Source organism: Bacillus sp. M6-12 (assembly GCF_002860285.1).
GTDB lineage: Bacteria > Bacillota > Bacilli > Bacillales > DSM-1321 > Peribacillus.
Genome location: NZ_PGVF01000001.1, coordinates 633,619 through 655,536, shown reverse-complemented (window position 1 = coordinate 655,536; position 21,918 = coordinate 633,619). Strand labels below are relative to the sequence as shown.

The 21,918-nt window shown below is 34.6% G+C and carries 20 protein-coding genes; 17 read left to right on the top strand and 3 right to left on the bottom strand.

Features of this window, described 5'->3' with window-relative positions:
* The first annotated feature begins 104 nt into the window (after positions 1–104).
* The 15 genes from CVD28_RS04495 to CVD28_RS04430 all read left to right on the top strand — a co-directional run bounded on the left by CVD28_RS04495 (position 105) and on the right by CVD28_RS04430 (position 16,492).
* Positions 105–710 carry a sigma-70 family RNA polymerase sigma factor gene (locus tag CVD28_RS04495; RefSeq protein WP_257985744.1) on the top strand — a complete coding sequence of 202 codons (606 nt, stop codon included), beginning with the start codon at positions 105–107 and terminating at the stop codon, positions 708–710.
* 202 nt (positions 711–912) lie between these two features.
* Positions 913–2,085 (top strand): ATP-dependent Clp protease ATP-binding subunit ClpX, encoded by a 1,173-nt coding sequence (gene clpX / locus CVD28_RS04490; RefSeq protein ID WP_101591157.1) that lies wholly within the window; start codon positions 913–915, stop codon positions 2,083–2,085.
* Between the two features lie 67 nt (positions 2,086–2,152).
* Positions 2,153–2,965 carry a DNA adenine methylase gene (locus tag CVD28_RS04485; RefSeq protein ID WP_101591156.1) on the top strand — a complete coding sequence of 271 codons (813 nt, stop codon included), beginning with the start codon at positions 2,153–2,155 and terminating at the stop codon, positions 2,963–2,965.
* 72 nt (positions 2,966–3,037) lie between these two features.
* Entirely contained in the window at positions 3,038–3,214 is a 177-nt protein-coding gene (locus CVD28_RS27870; protein WP_180953928.1) for a hypothetical protein, read from the top strand.
* 55 nt (positions 3,215–3,269) lie between these two features.
* The gene (locus CVD28_RS04480; protein ID WP_101591155.1) at positions 3,270–4,355 is read left to right on the top strand and encodes a M23 family metallopeptidase; all 1,086 of its coding nucleotides are present in this window, start codon (positions 3,270–3,272) and stop codon (positions 4,353–4,355) included.
* 25 nt (positions 4,356–4,380) lie between these two features.
* Positions 4,381–5,445 carry a C40 family peptidase gene (locus CVD28_RS04475; RefSeq protein ID WP_101591154.1) on the top strand — a complete coding sequence of 355 codons (1,065 nt, stop codon included), beginning with the start codon at positions 4,381–4,383 and terminating at the stop codon, positions 5,443–5,445.
* 196 nt (positions 5,446–5,641) lie between these two features.
* Positions 5,642–6,085: a hypothetical protein gene (locus CVD28_RS04470; protein WP_101591153.1), complete on the top strand. Its 444-nt coding sequence runs from the start codon at positions 5,642–5,644 to the stop codon at positions 6,083–6,085.
* Positions 6,086–6,175: 90 nt separating this feature from the next.
* Positions 6,176–6,502 carry a PrgI family protein gene (locus tag CVD28_RS04465; RefSeq protein ID WP_257985743.1) on the top strand — a complete coding sequence of 109 codons (327 nt, stop codon included), beginning with the start codon at positions 6,176–6,178 and terminating at the stop codon, positions 6,500–6,502.
* Between the two features lies 1 nt (position 6,503).
* The gene (locus tag CVD28_RS04460) at positions 6,504–7,514 is read left to right on the top strand and encodes a hypothetical protein (RefSeq protein ID WP_101591152.1); all 1,011 of its coding nucleotides are present in this window, start codon (positions 6,504–6,506) and stop codon (positions 7,512–7,514) included.
* 15 nt (positions 7,515–7,529) lie between these two features.
* Positions 7,530–9,467 carry a VirB4 family type IV secretion system protein gene (locus CVD28_RS04455; RefSeq protein WP_101591151.1) on the top strand — a complete coding sequence of 646 codons (1,938 nt, stop codon included), beginning with the start codon at positions 7,530–7,532 and terminating at the stop codon, positions 9,465–9,467.
* A 33-nt stretch (positions 9,468–9,500) separates the two neighbouring features.
* Positions 9,501–12,230: a hypothetical protein gene (locus tag CVD28_RS04450; protein ID WP_101591150.1), complete on the top strand. Its 2,730-nt coding sequence runs from the start codon at positions 9,501–9,503 to the stop codon at positions 12,228–12,230.
* A gap of 190 nt (positions 12,231–12,420) precedes the next feature.
* On the top strand, positions 12,421–15,204 hold the full coding sequence (locus CVD28_RS04445) for a M23 family metallopeptidase (RefSeq protein WP_101591149.1): 2,784 nt from the start codon (positions 12,421–12,423) through the stop codon (positions 15,202–15,204).
* 105 nt (positions 15,205–15,309) lie between these two features.
* Positions 15,310–15,738 carry a hypothetical protein gene (locus CVD28_RS04440; protein WP_101591148.1) on the top strand — a complete coding sequence of 143 codons (429 nt, stop codon included), beginning with the start codon at positions 15,310–15,312 and terminating at the stop codon, positions 15,736–15,738.
* Between the two features lie 157 nt (positions 15,739–15,895).
* Positions 15,896–16,189, top strand: coding sequence for a hypothetical protein (locus CVD28_RS04435; RefSeq protein ID WP_101591147.1), 294 nt, complete (start codon positions 15,896–15,898; stop codon positions 16,187–16,189).
* Positions 16,190–16,300: 111 nt separating this feature from the next.
* On the top strand, positions 16,301–16,492 hold the full coding sequence (locus CVD28_RS04430; RefSeq protein WP_101591146.1) for a DUF4177 domain-containing protein: 192 nt from the start codon (positions 16,301–16,303) through the stop codon (positions 16,490–16,492).
* A 401-nt stretch (positions 16,493–16,893) separates the two neighbouring features.
* Here the strand turns inward: CVD28_RS04430 and CVD28_RS04425 are convergent, their stop codons facing one another.
* A complete protein-coding gene (locus tag CVD28_RS04425; RefSeq protein ID WP_180953926.1) occupies positions 16,894–17,583 on the bottom strand; it encodes a hypothetical protein in 690 nt (229 codons plus the stop codon).
* Between the two features lie 285 nt (positions 17,584–17,868).
* On the opposite strand from CVD28_RS04425, the gene CVD28_RS04420 reads away from it, so the two are divergent.
* Positions 17,869–18,858, top strand: a complete 990-nt coding sequence (locus CVD28_RS04420; RefSeq protein ID WP_101591145.1) for an endonuclease NucS domain-containing protein — start codon at positions 17,869–17,871, stop codon at positions 18,856–18,858.
* Between the two features lie 59 nt (positions 18,859–18,917).
* Here the strand turns inward: CVD28_RS04420 and CVD28_RS04415 are convergent, their stop codons facing one another.
* Together CVD28_RS04415 and CVD28_RS04410 are read right to left on the bottom strand one after the other, a co-directional pair.
* Complete coding sequence (locus tag CVD28_RS04415; protein WP_101591144.1) at positions 18,918–19,292, bottom strand: type II toxin-antitoxin system PemK/MazF family toxin; 375 nt, start codon at positions 19,290–19,292, stop codon at positions 18,918–18,920.
* A 31-nt stretch (positions 19,293–19,323) separates the two neighbouring features.
* Positions 19,324–19,647: a hypothetical protein gene (locus CVD28_RS04410; RefSeq protein WP_101591143.1), complete on the bottom strand. Its 324-nt coding sequence runs from the start codon at positions 19,645–19,647 to the stop codon at positions 19,324–19,326.
* A gap of 313 nt (positions 19,648–19,960) precedes the next feature.
* On the opposite strand from CVD28_RS04410, the gene CVD28_RS04405 reads away from it, so the two are divergent.
* The gene (locus tag CVD28_RS04405) at positions 19,961–21,877 is read left to right on the top strand and encodes a DNA gyrase/topoisomerase IV subunit B (RefSeq protein WP_101591142.1); all 1,917 of its coding nucleotides are present in this window, start codon (positions 19,961–19,963) and stop codon (positions 21,875–21,877) included.
* Positions 21,878–21,918: the final 41 nt, after the last annotated feature.

Genomic DNA, 21,918 nt, shown 5'->3' with positions numbered 1-21,918 from the left:
ATTGTCAACAGGTCAAGACTTATTGACTATAAAACGCATTGTGTAAACATTGACTTTATTCTATTCTTATATACATAGGCAAAAAACGAAAGGAGTGAGCGAACTTGCTATTAACGAACGAAGAAAAAAATGTCATAGCAGAAGAAAACTTGTCATTGGTTTTTTATGTTGTGAAAATGTTTCAAAACTCAGGTATTGCATATGACGAATTATCAAGTATTGCAATGGTTGGATATGCAAAGGCACTAAACGCTTATGATACAGAAAGGAATGTGAAGTTTTCAACGTATGCTATTAACTGTATCCGAAATGAAATTTTATTCTTTTTAAGAAAAGAGAAAGGGCATATGAAGAATAACATTTCTATGAACACAATTCTATCAATGGATAAGAACGGAAATAATCTTTCCTTAGAGGAAACCGTTTCTAACTTAGATAGTGATAAAGCCTCTTTAGAGCAGGATGTAATGGTTGCAGACGATGTTAAGTTTTTAAATTTTGCATTAGAACATCTTACTCCAAAAGAACGATATATTGTAACATATCGCTATGGACTTGATAGAGGGATTATGAAAACCCAAAAAGAAATCGCCAACCATATTGGTATGAGCCAAGCTAATGTTTCTAAGATGGAGAAAAACATTTTAGAAAAAGTGAAGAAAATACTGAAAGAAAAATACAACATGGAAGACACCATTGTAAAAAAATAAATGGTTTCTCAACCATTGTAAATGCACACAGTTCTTTACTTAACAAGGCTTCGCTGTTATAATTAGGGTAAATGTATTGACTATAGTCATTAAACGAAATATTTTGACTATAATTATTAAAAATAACAATCATTTGTTTCGATAAAATATGTAGCCATCGAGCTACACTACATCAAAGAAAAAGAGGAAGGAGTTGAGAGTTGTGTCTAAACAATGTTCATTTTGTGGAACGACTGAAGATACGAATGTGGTATTACTTGAAGGAGCAGAAGCCAATATTTGCAAAGATTGTGCAGTTTCTTCATTAGAAGCATTTGAAGAAATGGTAGAAACCCAAATCACACAATCTAATACGTTTTTAAAACCTCACCAAATTAAAGAGGAATTAGACAAATATATTGTGGGACAAGACGATGCGAAAAAGATTCTATCTGTAGCTGTATATAATCACTACAAACGTATTCATTCTAATTCCAAAGTTGATATTCAAAAGACCAACATCATGCTGATAGGTCCTACTGGTTCGGGTAAAACCTACCTCATGCAGATATTAGCAAAAGTTCTCAATGTACCCCTTGCTATCGTGGATTCTACCTCTTTAACGGAAGCTGGTTACGTAGGTGAAGACGTTGAATCTATTTTAGAGAAATTGATTCAAAAAGCAGACGGAGACATAAAAAGAGCAGAAAAAGGAATTATCTATATTGACGAAATTGACAAGATTGCTAATAAGTCGATAGAAGGAAGAAAAAACACCAGAGATATTTCGGGTGAGGGCGTTCAACAAGCTCTTTTAAAAATTGTTGAAGACAGCGAAGTATATGTCAATGTAGGTGGCAGTCCTACTACAAAACGTAAAGTCTTGCTAAATACCAAAAACATATTATTTGTTTGCGGTGGGGCATTTGTAGGAATCAATGACATTGTGAAAAAACGATTAGAACCGAAAAAAACGTCAAGTATTGGGTTTAGCCTTCCAACTGAATCAAAAGCAGAGGAGAAGGTAGATTACGATAAAGATGTAACACAGCAAGACGTAATCGAATTTGGATTTATTCCAGAGTTCGTAGGTCGAGTTCCTGTTGTGGCAATATTAAAGCCACTATCAAAAGAGGATTTAGCCAACATTTTAGTCAAGCCGAAAAATTCAGTTATTAAACAATACCAAGCTCTCTTCCGTATGGATGGTGTTCGACTAAAATTCCATCAATCTGCGATTGATTATATCGTGGAAGAAGCTGAAAGAAAGAAAGTGGGAGCAAGAGGACTAAAAGGAGTCATTGAAAAGAGAATGTACGACATTATGTTTGAATTGCCCAAACAAAGCGATGTAAAATCTTATACCATTACAAAAGACGTTTTATTGAATAAGTAAAGGTGAATCATGGGCTACTTGGTTTTTCAAGTAGCCTTTTTATTTCTCAAAGAAAGGTGGTACAACTATGAGCTTACATTATAATCCTGTGAAATGGAGTGGAAGTAAAAAAAGCCAAGCAAAACAAATACTTGAACATTTCCCTTCCTCTATTCACACCTATTACGAACCCTTCTTGGGAAGTGCTTCTGTCTTGTTTGAATTACTTAATTCGGATATTGAAGTGCAACAGTATGTGGCGAGTGACATTTGCAAACCACTCATTGAAATATATCTCATGATTCAAAATGAGCCTGATAGATTAGTAGAATCTTACCGAAATCATTGGGAGACACTTCAGCACATTGGACAATCTTATTATTACGAAGTAAGAAATCGTTTTAATGAAGAACCAAATCCAATTGACTTTTTATTCTTAACCAGAACATGTACAAATGGATTAATCCGTTTCAATCAAAAGGGAGAGTTTAACAATTCCTTTCACTTTTCACGAACAGGGATTCAACCTGATAAATTAGAAAAAATCATTTTCAACTGGTCTACTAAGATACAAAATGTAACATTCTTACATTCGGATTACAAAGATTTAACTCCGAAAGAAAATGACTTTATCTATTTAGACCCACCGTATTTCGGGACAAAGGGCATGTACTATGGAACGATTAACTATAATGAACTATGGAATTGGCTCGAACAATCTCCTGCCAGTTTTGCTATGAGTTTTGATGGGAAGCAAGGAGAAAATGACCGAACATATGAAGTTCCAAAAGAGTTGTATTCCGAACATTATTACATTGATTCAGGAATTAGTAGTTTTAGAAGATTGAAAAATAAAGGCTCAATTGATGTAAAAGAAAGTTTATATGTCAATTTCAAATAAATTTCTTTTGCGTAAAAGATGCCTTTATCTACTCAATATCAATAGATAGATTCATAGAAAGGAGTTTTGATTTTGAATATACAAGATATTGATTTGAATGATATTTTTACACACGCAAAAGAAAGCACTGTCTATGCTCATGCAATGGTTTATATCACTTCAGTATTAGAAGATGAAAAGAAAACGGAGCGTGAAAAGTTCAAGGATATACGAAAAATTATAAACGAAGCAGAGAAACATTTAGATTAAAAATCTATTCAAACTATAAAAAAGAAAAGTAGTAATAAAAGGAGAATAAAAAGTTATGAAATCATATAAAAAAATATCAGCAGGGGCAGTAGTAGCATTAGGATTAGTTGCAGTACCAAGCGTTGTAGCATATGCAGATGAAGGGGTTGTAACGAGTAACTTTGAAGTAAAAGATAAGGATGGAAACCTAATAAAAGACTTTAAAGAAAATGACATTCTTCACTTGAAATCTGAAAATGAATCAAACTATCTAATTGATTTGAATGGACAAGTCTATCAGGCTGAAAAAGGGAATATTCTTAAAACCATTAAGCATGAAGAAGAATCTTTATCTGTATTAAAAGAAAGTACCACATTAAAAATTTCCCCTGATTTATTCGGAAATACACTTCTGCAGTTAAATAAAGGAGAAGTGATTCACAGAGTAGATGAAGTAACGGAGCAAAATGGCTTTACGAAAGTAAGGACTAATCAATCCGTAGAAGGTTGGGTATTGACCTCCAGCTTAAAGCAAAATTTACGTTCTATCCCTGTTAATACAAGTGCCTTTATTGATGAAGACACACAAGAAGATAAATCCCTTAAATATGGAGACACAGTTACAGTAGTTGGATTTGAAAGCAATCAATACAAAGTAACATTAGGAGTTAGTTCTGTATTAATTAGCAAATCAGCCATTTCCTTTACTGAACCACCTAAAAAGTTTCAATCACCAGTTCAACAATTAAATCCAAGAATCACCTCTTTACCAGGATGGAGAACTGACCCTGTTTATGGTGATAGACGACATCATGGCGGTGTAGATGTAGCAATACCTACGAATACACCAATCTATGCAACTGCTGATGGAATCGTTGTTCAAACTCATACAGGAGAAACTTACAACAATGGTGCTGGTTATGGTAACTACGTCAAACTTAGCCATAAAGATGATATTACTTCTGTTTATGCTCACTTAACTTCGTTAGTTGTAAAAAGTGGAGAACAGGTGAAGCAAGGACAGTTAGTTGGATATAGCGGTAGTACAGGAAAATCGACTGGACCACACTTGCATTTCCAAATGGAACAACATGGTGTTTTGTTAGATACAAGTGACATTGTTAAAGGGGCATTAAATGAATTAGAATCAGCCCCAAAATAAGAGAGGCAAGGAGGAGAGGAAAAGAGTGAAGTCATATAAGAAGTTATCAATAGGGACAGTTTTGGCATTAAGTGTAGTCGCTGTCCCGACTATTATTGCACATGCAGATGAAGGAGTTGTAACAGACGATTTCTCTGTAAAAGATAAAGATGGAAAAGTAGTGAAAGACTTCAAAACGAATGAAGTTGTTCAATTAAAATCAGAAAGTGAACAGAATTACCGAATCTCAGTAAATGAAAAAGAATATGAAATCGAAAAAGAAAACATTTTAAAGACCATTAAGCATGAGGAGGAATCTTTAGAGGTTTTAGAAGAGAATATGACACTAAAAACCTCTCCTGATTTGTTTGGAAGCACACTGCTTCAATTAAACAAAGGGGAAACAGTTTTTCGTGTAGATGGAGCAAATGAACAAAATGGATTTGTAAAAGTAAGAACTGGTCAGTCTGTCGAAGGATGGGTATTGAAATCGAGTTTAAAACAAAACATTAGAAATGTACCTGTCAATACAAGTGCTTTTATCGATGATGATTCAGAGAAAGATAAATCCCTTGCTTATGGAGAGGCAGTTATAATTGTTGGATTTGAAGATAATCAATACAAACTATCAATTGAGGATAAGACTGTTTTAGTCAATAAATCAGCCATCTCCTTTACAGAACCACCTAAACGTGTCATTAAGCAGAAAGTATATGAAAAAGAGGAACGTGCAACAGTTCATAATGATAGCGTAGCAGATAGAGTGATTGATAAAGGGTATGAATATTTGGGTGTACCGTATGTATGGGGTGGAACAACTCCAAATGGGTTTGATTGTTCTGGATTTACTCAATATATATTAGCCAGTCAAGGTGTTCATATCCCAAGGGTAGCCAGTGACCAGGCAAGAGTAGGAATGACAGTAGATAGAGACAAATTACAAAAAGGAGACCTTATTTTCTTTGAAACGTATAAAGAGGGACCTTCACATGTTGGTTTCTATATTGGAAACGGAAATTTCATTCATGCTGGTGGCGATAGAGTACAAGTAACAAATCTAAGTAACTCTTATTATTCGGAGCGATATTTATGGGCGAAGAGAATGTTTTAACATTCTCTTTTTTTTATGGAGAAAAATCATTCCAATTAGAAACATTTAAACCTTTTTCGATAGTTATAGAATTATATTCATTGAAGCATTGCATATAGTATATAGAACACTATTAGGCGACTATAGTGTTGTTAGTTATTATGCGAAATCATATAATGAGAATACATTAAGGGAATCAAGGAGGTGAAAAAAAACTATGACAGCTACTATGACAAAGAAAATCTCTATGGGGATTGTTGTTGCTTTCCTAATCAGCATTTTCTTCATGTTTGCTTCTCCAATCCAATCATATGCGGCCTCTGCTTCTAAGGGGAACGACATTGGTGGTGTAAAAGTAAACGTAACATCAAAAGGTCAACTTACTATCAGTGGTAACGATAACTTTACTACTGGAAGCTCCGCAGGTGCGTGGGGAAAACTTTTTGAAAAATACAAAGGATTCATCGTAGGTATTTCAGGTATCGGAGCAATTTCCATGATTGCGTTCTTCGTAATTCAATTCATGAAATTAGGTGCTTCTGCTGGTAATCCACAAGCACGTTCTCAAGCATTAGCTGGTGTGCTTTGGACAGGATTAGCGGCCGCTGGACTTGGTGCAGTAACCATCATCACAGGTTTCTTCTACAACTCTATCGGTTAATAAGACCTGGAAAACTTGCATGAAAAACCATGATTTAAAAAAGCCACTAAAGGAGGTGTAGGATGCCAATAGCTTCCAAACAGGAGGCTGTTGGCATTTTTATTTATGAGAATGTATAACGTACCACCAAATATGAACGAAAAAGAAAAAGTAATCGGTGGGATTCTAAACCTCAATCAATTCTTCTGGATATTAGGAGGTTTAGTTATTGGAGCTTCCGTTTTTGGTCTACTTTTTACATTAACAAAAATTGGTGGACTTGCCTTAACAGTTGGAGGCATTTTCTGCTTAAGCGGAACACCTTTTGCTTTATTTAAAAAGAACGGATTAACTTTGTTTCAATATCTCACTCGCAAAAGAAAATTCAAGAAAAAGGTAAAAAAATTACCGAATCATAGGAAAGAGGTGAATTTGTAATATGTTAGGAGTTATTTTACTGGTTGTTTTTGGAGTTGTCTTCGGTGGAATGGGCTTTGCAGTTTATAAAGTAATGGCTAAAACTGACCCCAAAAGAGCAGATAGTTCCACTGTTGATTCAATTACAAGTGCTCAAGAATTTCTTCCTTTTGAAGATGTGAAAGACGGAATGATTATTTTAGGTGGACATAAGTATCGAGCAGTCGTTGAGGCTTCCTCTACAAACTACAACCTAAAAACAGATAAAGAGAAAGAATTAATTGAGATTTCATTCCAACGATTCTTAAACTCTTTAACATTCCCTGTTACTTTCTTCATTCAAACAAAAGTAATCGACAACAGCAAAATGTTAAATCTTTTAGAAGAGGAAATGAAACAAGCTATTTCTCAATTTCCACACTTAGAAGAATATGCAAACATTTATTTCAATGAAATGATGAACTTAAATGGGTACATCGGAAACAACAAACAAAAGAAAAAATATATCATCATTCCTTACGAAGAAGCTAACAATCTACCAAACTTATCTGATGAAGAAAAGTATGATTATTCGATAAAGGAGCTTTATACAAGGGCATCAATTATCGTAGATGGTTTAGGTTCTATTGGTGTAAAAGCTAAAATTCTTGACACGAAAGAATTAGCAGAACTTATCTACTCTACGTATCACAAAGACAATTACTCTCAAATTGAAAATATTACAAACGGAGAGTTCTTAACGCTTATGACAGAAGCAAAAGATAGAAAGATTGAAAATCTAACAGAAGACGCTAAATTGGATTGGGTTCTATATGAAGCTCAAATGAGATTGCAGACAGAACTATTAGGCGAAACAACGCCTGATTTCATTAAAGAAAATGTTGAAAGAGCAATTTCAGATATTAACAAACTTCGTGATGAAGTAAGTGGATATTACAAACAAGCAGATTCAGATGTTGACGTTGAATTTGACAACGAGGAAGATGCGGAATCTTTCAATCTCAAAAAATCAGTTAATTTAAACAAGAGATAAAGGAGGAAAACATTAATGGGACTTTTTGGTAAGAAAAATAAAAATGCGGTACAAGACATCACAATTAATGTTTCCGACACTTCACCATCACTTAAAAAAGGTGATTCTTCTCAAAGCGTTTTAGGAAAAGGGATTCGGAGCGTAAAAGACCTTATCGCTCCACCTTCCTTTGATAGAAGCGAAGAAGATTGTATGAAAGTTGGAAATAAATATGTTCGTTCATTCGTAATGAATGGATACCCATCTACTATTTCAGTTGGTTGGTTAGATTATATGTTCAACTACGATGGAGATATGGATACTGCTATCTATGTAGAACCAGCAGATGAACGTACAGCATTGGATGAATTGACAGGTAAAATCACACAGTTTGAAGCTCAATTGTCACTTGAAGTTCAAAAAGGGAATATCAAGAACGTAACACGTTTAAGAAACACGATTACCCAATTGTATGAACAAAGGGAACGATTAGAGCAAAACTTTGAAAACCTATTCCATATTGAAATTTTGAGCAATCTTTATACTTCTTCTAAAGAAGAATTAGATAAGGAAACTCAAAAGTTAGACAACAAATTAAAAGGTAGAAAAATCTATCTCATGCCAGTTTATTTAAGACAAGACGATGCGTATAAGTCTGTACTTCCATTTGGGAAGAATTACATTCCTGACATGTATCGTAACTTTAACTCTGGTGCTTTAACTGCTTGTTTCCCATTCTACAACAGTGAAATTTCTCATAAAACAGGGATTTTCTGTGGAGTAAACCTTGCAACCATGACACCAGTGTTAATCGACTTCTATGACAGAGGCGTATTAAATAACTCCAACTTAACAGTATTTGGACAAGCTGGTTCTGGTAAAACATTCTTCGTTTCTCTTTTAACTTTACGTTCTGCACTTAAAGGTGTACGTACAGTTATTATTGACCCTGAAGGAGAATACAAAAAGCTAACTAAAGCGGTTGGTGGAAGCCATATCTATATTGCTCCTGATTCAGATACTCGAATGAATCCATTCGACTTAGAAGAAGAAGAATTAGAAAAAGGCTTAAAAGAAGTGAAAATCAAAGATAAAGTAGCAGACGTACTAAACCTTATTGCGGTTATGGCAGGGGGATTATCTGCTGAACAAAAGAGCTTAGTAGCTTATGTATTGACTGAATTATATCAATCAAAAGGATTTACAGAAGACCCTAAATCTCTTTATGTAACAGACCCATTCTTTGATGAAGAAACAGGTGAATTCTACCATGATGGTATGAAAAAACCAATGCCTACGTTCAGTGATTTCCACAATATGTTGGAACAATTTGCTCAACAAGAGAAAAATGGCGAAGTCTTGAAATTAGCCAATGCCTTAAAGATGTTCAAAAAAGGTGGCGTATATGACCTATTCGACTGCCAAACATCTTCTGACCTTGCTGACTTTAAAAATTCTCCTATCGTAACCTTTGACATTAGTCGATTAGAAGAAGGAGTTTTACGCCCTATCGGAATGTACATTGCACTTTCTTGGACATGGGAAAAATTCGTTAAGAAAAACCCTCATATCAAGAAGCGTATCGTATGTGACGAAGCATGGATGTTGGTAAACAAAAACATGGCTGGTCACGAATACACTGCAACATTCCTTGAGAACTGTGCAAGACGTATCCGTAAACGTAATGGAGGACTTTTAGTAGCTTCTCAAAACTTTATCGAATTTGCTGATAACCCACAAGGTAAAGCAGTATTAACAAATACCGTTGTAAACATTTTCTTAAAACAAGACTCAACAGATATTGATGCGGTTCAAGACACATTCAAATTATCTGATGGGGAAAGAAACTTCTTACTTGGAGCAAAACGAGGGGAAATGCTTATCAGAATGAATGGTGAAAGTTCTGTTGCCTTTGCGTTCCCATTTGAATACGAAAAAGAATTAATTTCTAAGGCATATGTAAGCAAAGATTAATTCTTCATTATTGAAGAAAGGAGGAAAAATAACGTGAAATCATTCTTAAATAAATACAAGAGAGGATTAGTTTTTCTAATCTTCTCCTTGATTCTTTTATTACCTATTAAATCGTTTGCTCACGATACGTACTTCTTACAAGTTCTTATTGATGACCACAAATATCAATACATGGGAACAATCGTAGAAGAAGATATTATCAAGGAAAGTTCCCATATTGAGACACAAATAGGTAAGTTTAGTGGTCTTGACCAAAAAGTTCATCCCTATAAAGGAAGTAAGGAAGATGATTATACTAAATATGAAGGTGATAAGAAGTTAAGTAACGATACTATGCTCTTTACATTTTCACCAGTAGAAATCAAAAAGTGGTACGGAGCGGCCTCTAACCATGCGAACAAATATGACGCAAATATGGCGTATAAAGCTCAAGAAAACCTAATGGCTGGTTTAAATGACGCATTACGTATTGCGAATGGTGGTAAACAGTTCACAAGCACAGAGGAACTTATGAAAATGGGTAATACGTTAGTAACAACTATGAATGATGCTGGTGGTTCAGGTACAGCTTCTTTCAAAAACAATGATGGTGATAAATTTACGGTCAATGTTGGAGTTAAAAAATCAGGTCCACCCCAAGAGGGATTCATTGAAAAAGACTATATGTACCTTGAAGATTCAGAGGGAAACCGATATGAATTTATTTACCGCTCTAAAAAAGGGTATATTTCAACTGGTGAAGCAGGAAGTGAAAAAGTTGAACTAAGTAAAGATGTAAAAGATAAATATGCGAAAGATTCTTCTTATCTCACTTGGAATCAATTAATGTACCAAGCAAACTATGCGTTTGTAGTTAAAGGATACACATTGAAAAATGGTCAAGAATTAGTAAAACCAAACCCTGTTGAGGAAGCAATTGTTGGTCTATTCAGCAGTATGTTCAACCAATTACGTGTCCTTTTAGGTTTATATGAAATCAATGACTTAGTTTTCAACGAAGGTATTCGTGGTTCTTCTGCTTGGACACATGGTATCATGTCTAAACAATGGTCAGACCAAGCCATTGCTTATCACTGGCTATTCCAAGCATTAGCGTGGACAATCATTACTTTCGCTATTGTGAAAAACTTAGTACAACGTAACTTTGCAACAATCAACCCTGCTATGAGAATTTCCCTTATGGAAAGTATTCAAAACTTGTTAATAACAGGATTCCTCTTAGCAAACGCTGTTCCAGTTATGAATATGCTTATGTTCCTCAATGCAAAATTAGTTGATGTATTTGGGGCTACTGCTCCAAACTTCTCTGATTTATCAGGAATGAACGCATATTCTGGCATGATAGGTGGAGTGCTTCTACAGATATTCTACTTAGGTGTATCCATTTATCTAAACTTTGTTTATATCATGAGAGCTATCACTGTTGCTATCTTAATTGCAACTGCCCCATTGTTTATCGTAACGATTGCATTTGGTGGTAAGTGGAAGCAGTTATTTAGCACATGGTTGCGTGAATTAGTCGGAAATATTTATCTCCAATCATTCCATGCTTTCATGCTAAGTTTCTTCTTCTCTGTCGCAACAAGCAGTCGTGGTATTGAATCAGCCATTGTTACATTAGCCTTAATCCCAATGACAGAGTTCTTTAGAAGTTTAGTTATGGGTAGCGGTGGTGGTATCGCTCACTCAATGGGTATGCAGTCGATGTCACAAGCTGGTTCACTTGTTGGTGGAGCATTATCCAAAGTTTCAGGCAACAAGAAAAACACTGGTTCTACGAAAACAGATGGTGGAGGCTCTGGTCGTGAAACAAGCTCTTCAGGCGGTGATACTGGAATGAATAATTATTCTGGTAATAGCGACAAGATTAAAAATAACAGTGCTACTATGACACAACGCCAACGTATCAACTCAACAAAAGAAGCATTGCAAAAACGTGAAATGCCTGTACACGTTGCAGAAAACAAAAACCATCCAGATAGAGCCAGATATGGAGCGGATAAAGACCTTCAAACAAAACCAGGATTTAATATTCGTGGTAAAGCTGAAGATGTACAACAAGCCTATTCCAAAGGGAAAGAGTTTCTTGACAAAAATCCTGTTGTAAATGCAGGAAGAGCGGTTGCAGGAGCAGGACAAGCAATGGTTGGTCTTGGTGTTGGACTGGCTATGGGTATGGAAAATCCAAAAATAGCTCAAGATGCTTTCAAAAGTGCTCAAGCTGGTAAGGATATGGCGGTTACAGGAGGTAAAAATTTAGTAAACTCTCTTCCTGAAAGTACAAAAGCATATGCTACTACTTTACCAAATGGAGATATGCAGATTCATAGAAGTGCAAAAGCTATGGCTGACGAAGGTGTTGTTGGAGCAACAATGGAAGGTACAAAACAAAATCCAATTGCTAAGTACACTTATGATGTGGCTAAGTTAGACAAAGGCGAATGGAAAAACCTTCAAAGTGTGTATGGAGCATACCAAGCTAACAATACAGAAGCAATCAATCATTACAAAGCACAAGGTATTGAAAGTATTGTGAAACGTGGTGACAATCAACTTGTTGTTCGTTACAACCAAACTGGTATGGACAAAATGGGTATTAAATCTGTTCAAACTCTTGCAAGTGCTGGTGGAAAAGCACGAATTGTTGAAACCAAAGCAAGTGACGCACCAAATACGCTAAGAACGATTCCTGTTCAAAGATACCAACCAAGTACAACTTCAAACACGAATGGAAACACGAATGGAAACACAAACACAAATTAATCATATAAAAACCTCCTCCTCTAAAGGGGAGGTTTTTGTTTTTAAATTAGTAAATAAATAGAGTTCTGAATATAACAGTAATAGAGCTTTTCTTTAATTATCAAACGCTATTGACTATAAACTATATTGTTTATTATTTGAATATAGTCGATAATTAAAGAAGAATTTTTGAGAGGAAGGAGGAAACATTTTGGCAAATCCAAACGGTAATGAAACAAATAATCCCACCGATGAAATGACTGGTGCGGTCAAGGAGCAAGGAAAAAAAGCTGGAAGAGCAGTCGTAAATAAAGGGAAACAAATAGCAAAGAAAGCAATGAAAGAAGTAGGAAAGAAAGTTGCTAAAAAAGCACTTGCAGTTGCGGTCAAAATTTTAGCGAAAGTTGCACTTCTCTTAGCAAAATTCATTGTTCCAATACTTATTATTGGCTTTATCGCTGTCTTAGCGTTTTATATTCTCTTTGAAATAAGGGGTACGGAGCAAGTCTACGTTCATGATAAAGAAGCCCAAAACCAGACAGAGAAGGATGACAACGGGGTAGAGAAAACAAATAGTAGTTTAGAAAGTGGACAAACCCAAGCAATCCAACAATATTACCATTACATGTCAGACCGTTCTTATTGGCAAATTGTTACGGATGACAATGAAAAGTTGGAGTTACCACAAGATACAGGGGTGGAAGACTTGTATCAAAAAGAAAAAGATTACCTCTTAAAAGCAAACTTCCTATTTGCTTTAGATGAAACTTTGCATAAGAAAAAGTTTATTTATCCTGAACAATTCACAAAACCTGTTCATTATGACCCTGAAAAATTAGTGCTAAAGCGTTTGGCTGATGACAAGAAAGGAGCCATTGTCGAATCAGAAGAGTATGATGAAGATGGGAATAAAACTGGTGAGAAAGTAAAATCTGTATCTGATTACGGACTTGCGTCTATTTTTAAATACAAAAAAGACCAAATCAACGTAACAGTTGAAGGGACAATGTATGAAAAAGACGTATGGAACGCTGATAAAAATAAAAAAGAAACCATTAAAGTAGATGAACCTTTTACTTATACTATGGAAGGTTATCCAAAAGATGTATGGTTAATGACAAAAGCTGTTACCTTTGTAGGAGAGTTTGAGTTTAAATACAAGGAGGAAAAAACGAAACAATCTGAACTACAGGATAATGCTGACCCAGGTGATAAATCTTCACCTGTAAAAAAAATCCAAGTTGGTCAAGGTAAGAAAATGAAAACCGAATATTATTACGATACAGAAACAGATGAATTCGGTGTGGAGCATAAAGTTAAAAAATCAAGACAAGTCTTTGATAAATACGTTCCGCTTTATGGATACCGTAAAGGTGGAGTTTATGAGACAAAGCCTGTACCTGATGAAACTACACCTCACGATAAAGGGAAGGATTATTTGTATGACTTAATGTTTAACTATAATATCTTTATCCCGAAAAGTGTATTAGCAGAATTTAACCTTGAATCTCGTGGAGTAACGGATTTAGGAGCAGGGACTATTAATGCGAATGTTGGTTCTATCGAAGGAACAGGAACAGGTTTAAATACAAAACAATTTAAAAACGCATTACAATTTTTCCCTACCATGCAATACTACGGAAGTCTATATGGTGTTGACCCATACATTGTATTAGCAAAAGCAACCTTAGAGTCTGCTGGTAATCCAAATATCGAGGATGGATTAATGCAAATTATCGGAGATGGGGCAAGAACCGTTACAGCGATGAATGTTCAAACGAAAAAGAAAGAGAGCTTTACAATTTATAGTGAAGCTGAAAGAAAAGACCCAGAGAAAGCCATCAGATGGGGTATTATGTATTTTGCAACTTTGGCTCAGAAATACAATGGGGATTCACTGAAAGCTCTCCAATCCTATAACTTTGGTAGTGTTGACTATATCGAAACTGTTATGAAACAAAAAGGTATAGGAGACAAATGGAACGATGGCTCGACAGAATGGATGAAGTATCGTGAAGATGCAAGACTTCATTATGGTGGACAACATACTTATAGTGCAAACTATGGATGTATGCCTGACAGAGCAAAAACTGGTTCAAGTCGATGGGGTAACTCTTGTTATGTAGAAATGGTTCTTCAATATTACGGTGGAAGCTCTAATCCTACTGCTGGAACTGGAACTGGAACTGAAACAGGTACAGGTACAGGTACACCAACTGAAAATGAACTCAATCTTACGCCAGTACCAGAAAATGGGAAGAAAGATGAAGGAATCTTTAGCTCAATCTGGAAAGGTGTAAAAGAAGCATTTGAAGCTATTATTTCTGACTACTCTAAAGAGACAGTGTTCTACCCATATCATCGCTTTTTAGCTCCAAATGATGTAGATTCAGCTTTAAAACTTTCAGTGGCAATGGATAAATATGAACTATTCTCTAAAGTTGAGCAAGAAGATTTGGATACAATGAACTTTTGGGAAGATGGCTATGTGGATACATTAGCTGGTAGTAACAACAACGCTAAAAACTACGTGGCTAACACTGACGTTGCTGGTTTCCAAAATCCACTAAATGTTCAAAATGTCGGTTCTAAAATCACATCATTACCAGGGAACAGGATTCACCCTATTAGAAAGAAACCGCATTATCATGGTGGAACGGATATAGCTGTTCCAAAAGGAACACCTGTTTATTCTATGGCTGATGGTAAAGTTACGGTTGCTCATACAGGAGAAACAGAAAAGAACGGTAATGGTTGCGGAAACTACGTTACAGTAGAACATGCTGATGGTTTCACATCACAGTATTGTCACTTAGACCAAGTATCTGTAAAAATTGGTACACAGGTTACAAAGGGTCAAATGGTTGGAACAGTTGGTACAACTGGTGACTCAACTGGTTATCACTTACACTTTGTAGTTAAGCATAACGGTGTTCTGATGGATAGTAGCCAAATCATCACAGGAGAGCAAGGAAAATTACGCTCTGCCCCTTAATAAAGAATATACCCCAAGGTAGTTAGCTTTGGGGTTTTTCTTTATTTATATCTTTATATATAAACTACTATAATATAAAAACCATTTTAGGAGGTGAAAATCATTATGAAAAAATATGTTGGAATCATGCTAATTATGTTATTTGTTTCCTTCTTCGGAGTTAGCTCTTTCGCAACGTCAGCAGATACTTTCTCTACAAAGACGATTACTGAACCTACAACACCTGAACAAGACAAAACAAAGGCAATTCAAGCAAGTATTGAAGGGCAAACAGAAAGAGTAACGATTGGAGAAGCGGAAAAATGGGCTGAAAGAAAAGGATTTGAAGTCGTTCACTTATTACAAAAAGTGGTACAACCATTTGCTATCATTATCTTTATTTTAAGTGCTTTCATGTCTTTAGCTGGTTCATTTGGTAACTCTCAATTAGTCGGAAGAGGTATCTTCGGAATGTTTATTGCAGTTATCATGTACGCTGTCGTTCTTTACGCTCCTGAAATTATGGACTCTGTATTAGGATGGCTTACTTCTTAGAAATTATTAAGAATAGACTATAATCGAATAATTATATTATTTGACTATATACCCATCCTAACGGAGCATACATTCAGTAATACCGTTTGAACAATAACCCTATTTGATAGAGTGTTGCATATGCAATGCTCTTTTTTTATAGAAAGGAGAGAAATAAATGAAAGATATAATAATTGCTGTAAATGGTTCAGCCATCTTCTTTATGATTTTTGGATTGATGACAGTGGTTTGGTATTACCAATTACGAAATCAAGGAAGTGTAGGGCAACCTATGAGGGATATGTATAAAATGAATCTATATATGTGGATGCCTCTTTTTACAATTGCTGGTCTCTTCATTTTCTTGGTAAAAGGAATGGAGATAGGATTGTGCTTTTTAATTCCAGTTATTCCGTTTTATTGTGCTGTTTTCATTATCCATTATCTTATGAAGAGAGAATATGCAGAATAAAAGGTTACACTATGCTTCGTCATGGTCACACCATATGAAGTTATGAATACTCATTGAACAAAACTATAATAGTAAAAATCATTTACTTTATAGGAAAGGAGACACAAACCTATGTATGAATATAAAATTATCAAAATTGAATTAGGTGGAGTTTTTAAAGCAAATCCAAAAGAGGATTATACAAAAATCATCGCTGAATACGCTTCACAAGGTTGGAGATTGGTTCAAATTTTCGCACCAGGACTTGCGAACAATGGTGCTCCAATATATTTCGATGTTATTTTTGAACGACCAATTGAATAAATTTTTCATCATTAATCAAAGTCTATATCTAATGGTATAGGCTTTTTTGTTTATCTGCAGATGTTTTGTTTTTTTATAAAATGGTTTTCTTTTTCAGATAGATTAGATAGGTCTTAAAGAAAAGAAGAAGACATGCTTTAGCATGTTAATTAAAAGTTGCTTTTGATGTTTTAATAAATTTTAGATATTTAAGAAGAATAGATGTTTTTGAAGATGTGTTTTGACCTTTCTTTTTAACGATAGATTTTTGATGTTTTAAATGTATTTTAGATATTTTTTTTAGGACTATATAGGTTTATGTTTTCCGAAAGTTGTAGAGCCAAAAAAGACTTGATTTATCAAGGGGTTTACGTTCTTTTTGCAACAAAAAAAGCAAGAGGATTTCTCCCCTCACTTTCTTCTTATTTATCCTTTTTAGGGAATACAACTGGAACGCCTTGCTTACGCAAGAACTCTGTTAAACCATTCATAATTGGCTTAATTGTATCAAGTTGAGCTTTCAGTTCTTGAACCTCTTGGCTTTCATATTGAGAAGCGATATACGCTTGAATATGAGATTGAACCACAATCGCTAATTTTTTGAAATCATCATCAGAAAGAGCAACACGTACAAATTCTTCTGGTCTACCTTGTGGAACAATTAGACCTTTGTCGTCTTCTTTCCCTGCTCCAATCTCTGCAGATAGAATCCAAGGAATTTTATCTCCTGGTGTGATTTTGAATTGACGTGACATACTCATACCATCTGGTCGTTCTTTTCCACGTCTCTTCAAGTTTTCAGCAGAAATACCGCCTAAATCTGCATAGATTTCTTTAGCGTACTTATATCCACCTTTTGTTTTCGCATCATTTGCTTGTTTAGCCAAATGTACCATGCGACCACTTAGAATGTCTTGTGTAAGAAGTAAGAATTTATCCGTATCAATATACATTGGAATGTTCTTCGTTTGGCGACTTTTCGCTTCTTTTGAAGTGTCATACTCAATAAAATTAAGTTGTACCTTTCCAATTCCAAATGCTGAATTCATAACTTCTACAAATACATTTTTTCCGTCAAAGCGGATAATTTGTTGGGGGCTTTTTTCTCTCATAGTCTCGATTTCCTCCTAAAATGTGAATGAATTTTCTCCTTCATTTATAAATCAATTATACATTATAATTATAGTAAAGTCAATTATTTTTTACAACAAAATAAAACCGTAACGTGTTTGATTTTTGTTTGAGGGAGTGTGATTTAGCACTATCTCATTGACAATAGTCTATAAACGAACATATAATGACTATATAAATTTTATGGAGATTACTATAATACGTATTTTGCCCTTCATATATAAAGAAAAAATGAACGAATAGATTAGGAGAAAGGAGGGGGAGTAGTGTTAAATTACGAGAGTGAACTAAATGAATTATTTTTGGATAAGTTATCTTATATGTATGGAATAGATAGAAGCATTGTTTATCATTACTTCTACCTTCGTTTTCTCATTGAGTATTACGATAAAAAAATAGAAAAGTTTAATAAACATAAACGATTGGTTGATTTCTTGTTAAGAGAATTGAATTTGCCAATAGAAGAAAAAGAATTGGTTTATAAAGGCGAAGCAATCAAGAAGGGGTATGGATTAGAAAATTCATTGGAGAATATTGTTTTGGATTGGGAGTTTTCTGCTTCATTAAAAAGTGTAACTACCTCAAAAGGTGTTAGTCTTCCCTATGAGGAATATATGGATAAAGAGTGGAAGAGTGTCATTCGACATGGAAAAAACAAAGCGAAACCTTATAAATCTCATTCAAGATATTTGTCTTATTTAAAATGGAACGCATTGTCGTTATTAAACAAACGCTATTCTGCAAATCCTAACAGTCCTGCTGAAATAGAAGACTTTGAATACCCTGATAATCATCATCCATTTGTTCGTACATTAGAAGAAGTCTATTATGCAGATATACATTCTGTTGAGTTAGTGACAACAAGTGTTGTAAGTATAACAGAGAACGACTTGGAAAAATACTTGATTAAGCATTTGGATTTAATTGAAGAAGGATTAAGATATGTCGATAGACAATATTCCATTAAGGATGGGCGTATTGATGTGTTGGCAAAGGATAAGGAAGGAAATTTTGTGATATTAGAACTGAAGACAGTTGAAGACTTTAAGGATATATTTTGGCAGTCTATATATTATCCTATGCAGTTTAAAACAGAACACCATGTAGAGAAAGTACGAATGATAACCATTGCACCTAAATATCCAGAGCATATTCTTTTGCCCTTGCAACAAATTCATGGGATAGAAATTATACAATTTAAACCTCTTATTGAACTTGGTAAAATAAAATCATTGACGTTATCAAAAATAAGCTAATACAAAAAGGTATCTACAATTTTTATGTAGATACCTTTTATTCGGTGTTTTTATTCATTTTATATCAATCCTAAACTCACTTTTAATCGTTCATTTATGTCTTCCATAATTGAATCATCTAATTTGGAAATTTTACGAATCAATCGCTTCTTATCAATGGTTCTTATTTGTTCTAATAGAATCACTGAATTTTGTGGAAGGCAAGACTCTTCTTTGCAAATTTCCAGATGTACAGGCAAATCTAATTTTTTCGACATAGAAGTAATCAAAGCTCCAATGGTAGTTGGACTGTATTTATTCCCAACATCATTTTGAATGATTAGGACTGGTCTGATACCGTTTTGTTCAGAACCAATTCCTTCTCCTAAGTTTGCAAAATAGATTTCCCCACGCTTCACGACTTTAATTTCTTCATGCTTTGTGTGGTCACTCATGTTGCAACTCAACCCTCCATTTCTTTTCGGTTTATTTACGTTTTTTATCGTCATCTTTCAAATCACCGAAATCTTCATATAGTTGAATGAGAGAATTGATACTCAAAAACATGGAAGCGATTATGATAATAAAAAAGAAATTTGAATGAATAAATAAAAACGCTACGAAGATAAGGACTACAGCCAAAATATTTAAAATGGTCATGGTTCTTACTTCTTTAAAATATTCTTTCTTGATACTGTCAGGGAAAATTTGAAAATGTGTTTTCTTCTTTCCAAGTCGCACCAATGCAACGACAGCCGATACAGTAGATAAGAAAAGGACTAACCATTTAACGATTAGCATAATATCCATAATGTAATCTTGCCTCCTTTATATTTATTGACTATAATATTATATTAATACTGTCATTGACTATATTCAATACATTTTTGGTTGAAGAGTGCTTAATTGAAGAAATATTTAGCAATATTCTCGTTGTTCTTCCAATATAAAAAATAATTTACAAAAAAATAATTTTATTATAGAATAAATCGAGGAAGTCTTGGTTGATAAGGCTTTAGAACCCTTACATAGTAGGGTAAAATGGGTAAATAGAATATTTTAGCCAACGAACAACTATATGAAATAGATAAAAGTAATTCACAATAGAAAGGAGAAAAACAACATGAAAGAATACAACGGTAGTTCTATTCAGGTGTTAGAAGGATTAGACCCTGTTAGAAAAAGACCAGGAATGTATATTGGAAGCACCAATTCCAAAGGTTTACATCACTTAGTATGGGAAATTGTAGATAACTCAATGGATGAACATCTTGCAGGGTTTTGTACGGAAATACACGTCATTATTAATGAAGATGGTTCATTAACGGTTATTGATAACGGAAGAGGAGTTCCAGTGGATATACACCCACAGAAAGGAATCACTACGGAACGTATTATCTTCACTGTTCTTCATGCTGGTGGTAAGTTTAGCAATGACAACTATGCAGTAGCAGGAGGATTGCATGGGGTAGGAGCTTCGGTTGTTAATGCTCTTTCTTCATGGTTAGAAGTAGAAATTTCAAGAGACGGAAAATTATATCGTGACCGTTATGAAAATGGTGGTAATCCACAAATTGAATTGGTAAATGGAGAACTTCCTTCAATCGGAAAAGCAGACGGAACAGGAACAAAAGTAACCTTTATGCCTGATGGCACGATTATGGAAACGGTAGAATTTAAAGCTGAAATTATAAAAAAACGATTAAAAGAACTTTCTTACCTGAATAAAGGTTTGCTCATTGTATTTGAGGATAAGCGTACAGGGGAGAGAAAAGAGTTTAAAGAAGAAGAAGGGATTGTTGGATTGGTTCGTGACCTCAACAAATCAAAAGATATTTTGAGCAATGAAGTCCTCTACTTAACAAGCAAATCGAATCAGATTGAAGTAGAAATTGCGTTCCAATTTACAAAAGAATTCACAGAGTCCATTCATTCATTCTGTAATAACATTAATACCGTTGAAGGCGGTACTCATGTAAGTGGCTTTAAAACTTCCTTTACACGTATTCTAAATCAATACGCAAGAGAAATTGGTGCGTTAAAAGAGAAAGATGAAAACTTTGAAGGAAAAGACGTTCGTAACGGAATTACTGCAGTTGTTTTGATTAAACATCCAAATCCTCAATATGAAGGACAGACCAAAACAAAATTAGGAAACTCTGATGCCCGAAGTGCAGTAGATGAAGTGTTTAATATTGAAAGTCAAAAGTTCTTTGACCGAAATTTAGACTACCTAAAGTCCTTGATTGACAATGCAATGAAGTCGTTAAAACTTCGCAAAGCAGAAGAAAAAGTAAGACAAAATCTATTAGGCAATAACAATAAATTTACTGGAAACGGAAAATTAGCTTCTTGTTCAAAAGGAACACCACCAGAAAAATCAGAGATTATCTTCGTAGAAGGAGATTCAGCAGGGGGGTCAGCAAAACAAGGAAGAGATAGAAGTTTCCAAGCTATTTTACCGCTTCGTGGTAAAGTGTTGAACGTAGAAAAAATTGCTCTTGCAAAAGTCCTTTCTAATGCAGAAATTCAAACGATTATTATGTCGTTAGGTTGTGGTTTTGGTGAAGGTTTTGGAGATGATTTTGATATTGCGAAACTGAAATACCACAAAATCATTATCCTAACAGACGCAGACGTAGACGGAAGTCATATCCGAACATTGATTTTGACATTCTTATACCGTTATATGCCTGAATTAATTTATGGTGGTTATGTGTATATCGGTGTACCGCCTCTTTATAAAGTGTCAAGCGGTAAAGATGTACAGTATTGTTATTCAGATAAAGAATTAGAAACAAAAATGAAAGAAATGAAAGGGAAAAAATTCGATGTACAGCGTTACAAAGGATTAGGAGAAATGAATCCTGACCAACTTTGGGAGACTACACTAAATCCTGCTACACGACTGCTCTATCAAGTAACGATTGAAGATGCGGTACAAGCAGAGAACATTACGAATATCTTAATGGGTAGCAAAGTACAGCCACGTAGAGAGTTTATTTACGAAGAAGCTCTTAATGCAGAAATTGACTTATAATCAGAAGATAGGGAATCCTTAAGGGGGTTTCCTATTTTTTT

Excerpts from the sequence above, each read along its gene's own strand:
- CVD28_RS04470 (WP_101591153.1), top strand. The coding sequence starts at position 5,642 with ATGACAGCTACTATGACAAAGAAAATCTCTATGGGGATTGTTGTTGCT.
- CVD28_RS04435 (WP_101591147.1), top strand. The coding sequence starts at position 15,896 with ATGAAAGATATAATAATTGCTGTAAATGGTTCAGCCATCTTCTTTATG.
- CVD28_RS04405 (WP_101591142.1), top strand. The coding sequence starts at position 19,961 with ATGAAAGAATACAACGGTAGTTCTATTCAGGTGTTAGAAGGATTAGAC.
- CVD28_RS04425 (WP_180953926.1), bottom strand. The coding sequence starts at position 17,583 with ATGAGAGAAAAAAGCCCCCAACAAATTATCCGCTTTGACGGAAAAAAT.
- CVD28_RS04430 (WP_101591146.1), top strand. The coding sequence starts at position 16,301 with ATGTATGAATATAAAATTATCAAAATTGAATTAGGTGGAGTTTTTAAA.
- CVD28_RS04460 (WP_101591152.1), top strand. The coding sequence starts at position 6,504 with ATGTTAGGAGTTATTTTACTGGTTGTTTTTGGAGTTGTCTTCGGTGGA.
- CVD28_RS04480 (WP_101591155.1), top strand. The coding sequence starts at position 3,270 with ATGAAATCATATAAAAAAATATCAGCAGGGGCAGTAGTAGCATTAGGA.
- CVD28_RS04485 (WP_101591156.1), top strand. The coding sequence starts at position 2,153 with ATGAGCTTACATTATAATCCTGTGAAATGGAGTGGAAGTAAAAAAAGC.
- CVD28_RS04455 (WP_101591151.1), top strand. The coding sequence starts at position 7,530 with ATGGGACTTTTTGGTAAGAAAAATAAAAATGCGGTACAAGACATCACA.
- CVD28_RS04440 (WP_101591148.1), top strand. The coding sequence starts at position 15,310 with ATGAAAAAATATGTTGGAATCATGCTAATTATGTTATTTGTTTCCTTC.
- CVD28_RS04415 (WP_101591144.1), bottom strand. The coding sequence starts at position 19,292 with ATGAGTGACCACACAAAGCATGAAGAAATTAAAGTCGTGAAGCGTGGG.
- CVD28_RS04410 (WP_101591143.1), bottom strand. The coding sequence starts at position 19,647 with ATGGATATTATGCTAATCGTTAAATGGTTAGTCCTTTTCTTATCTACT.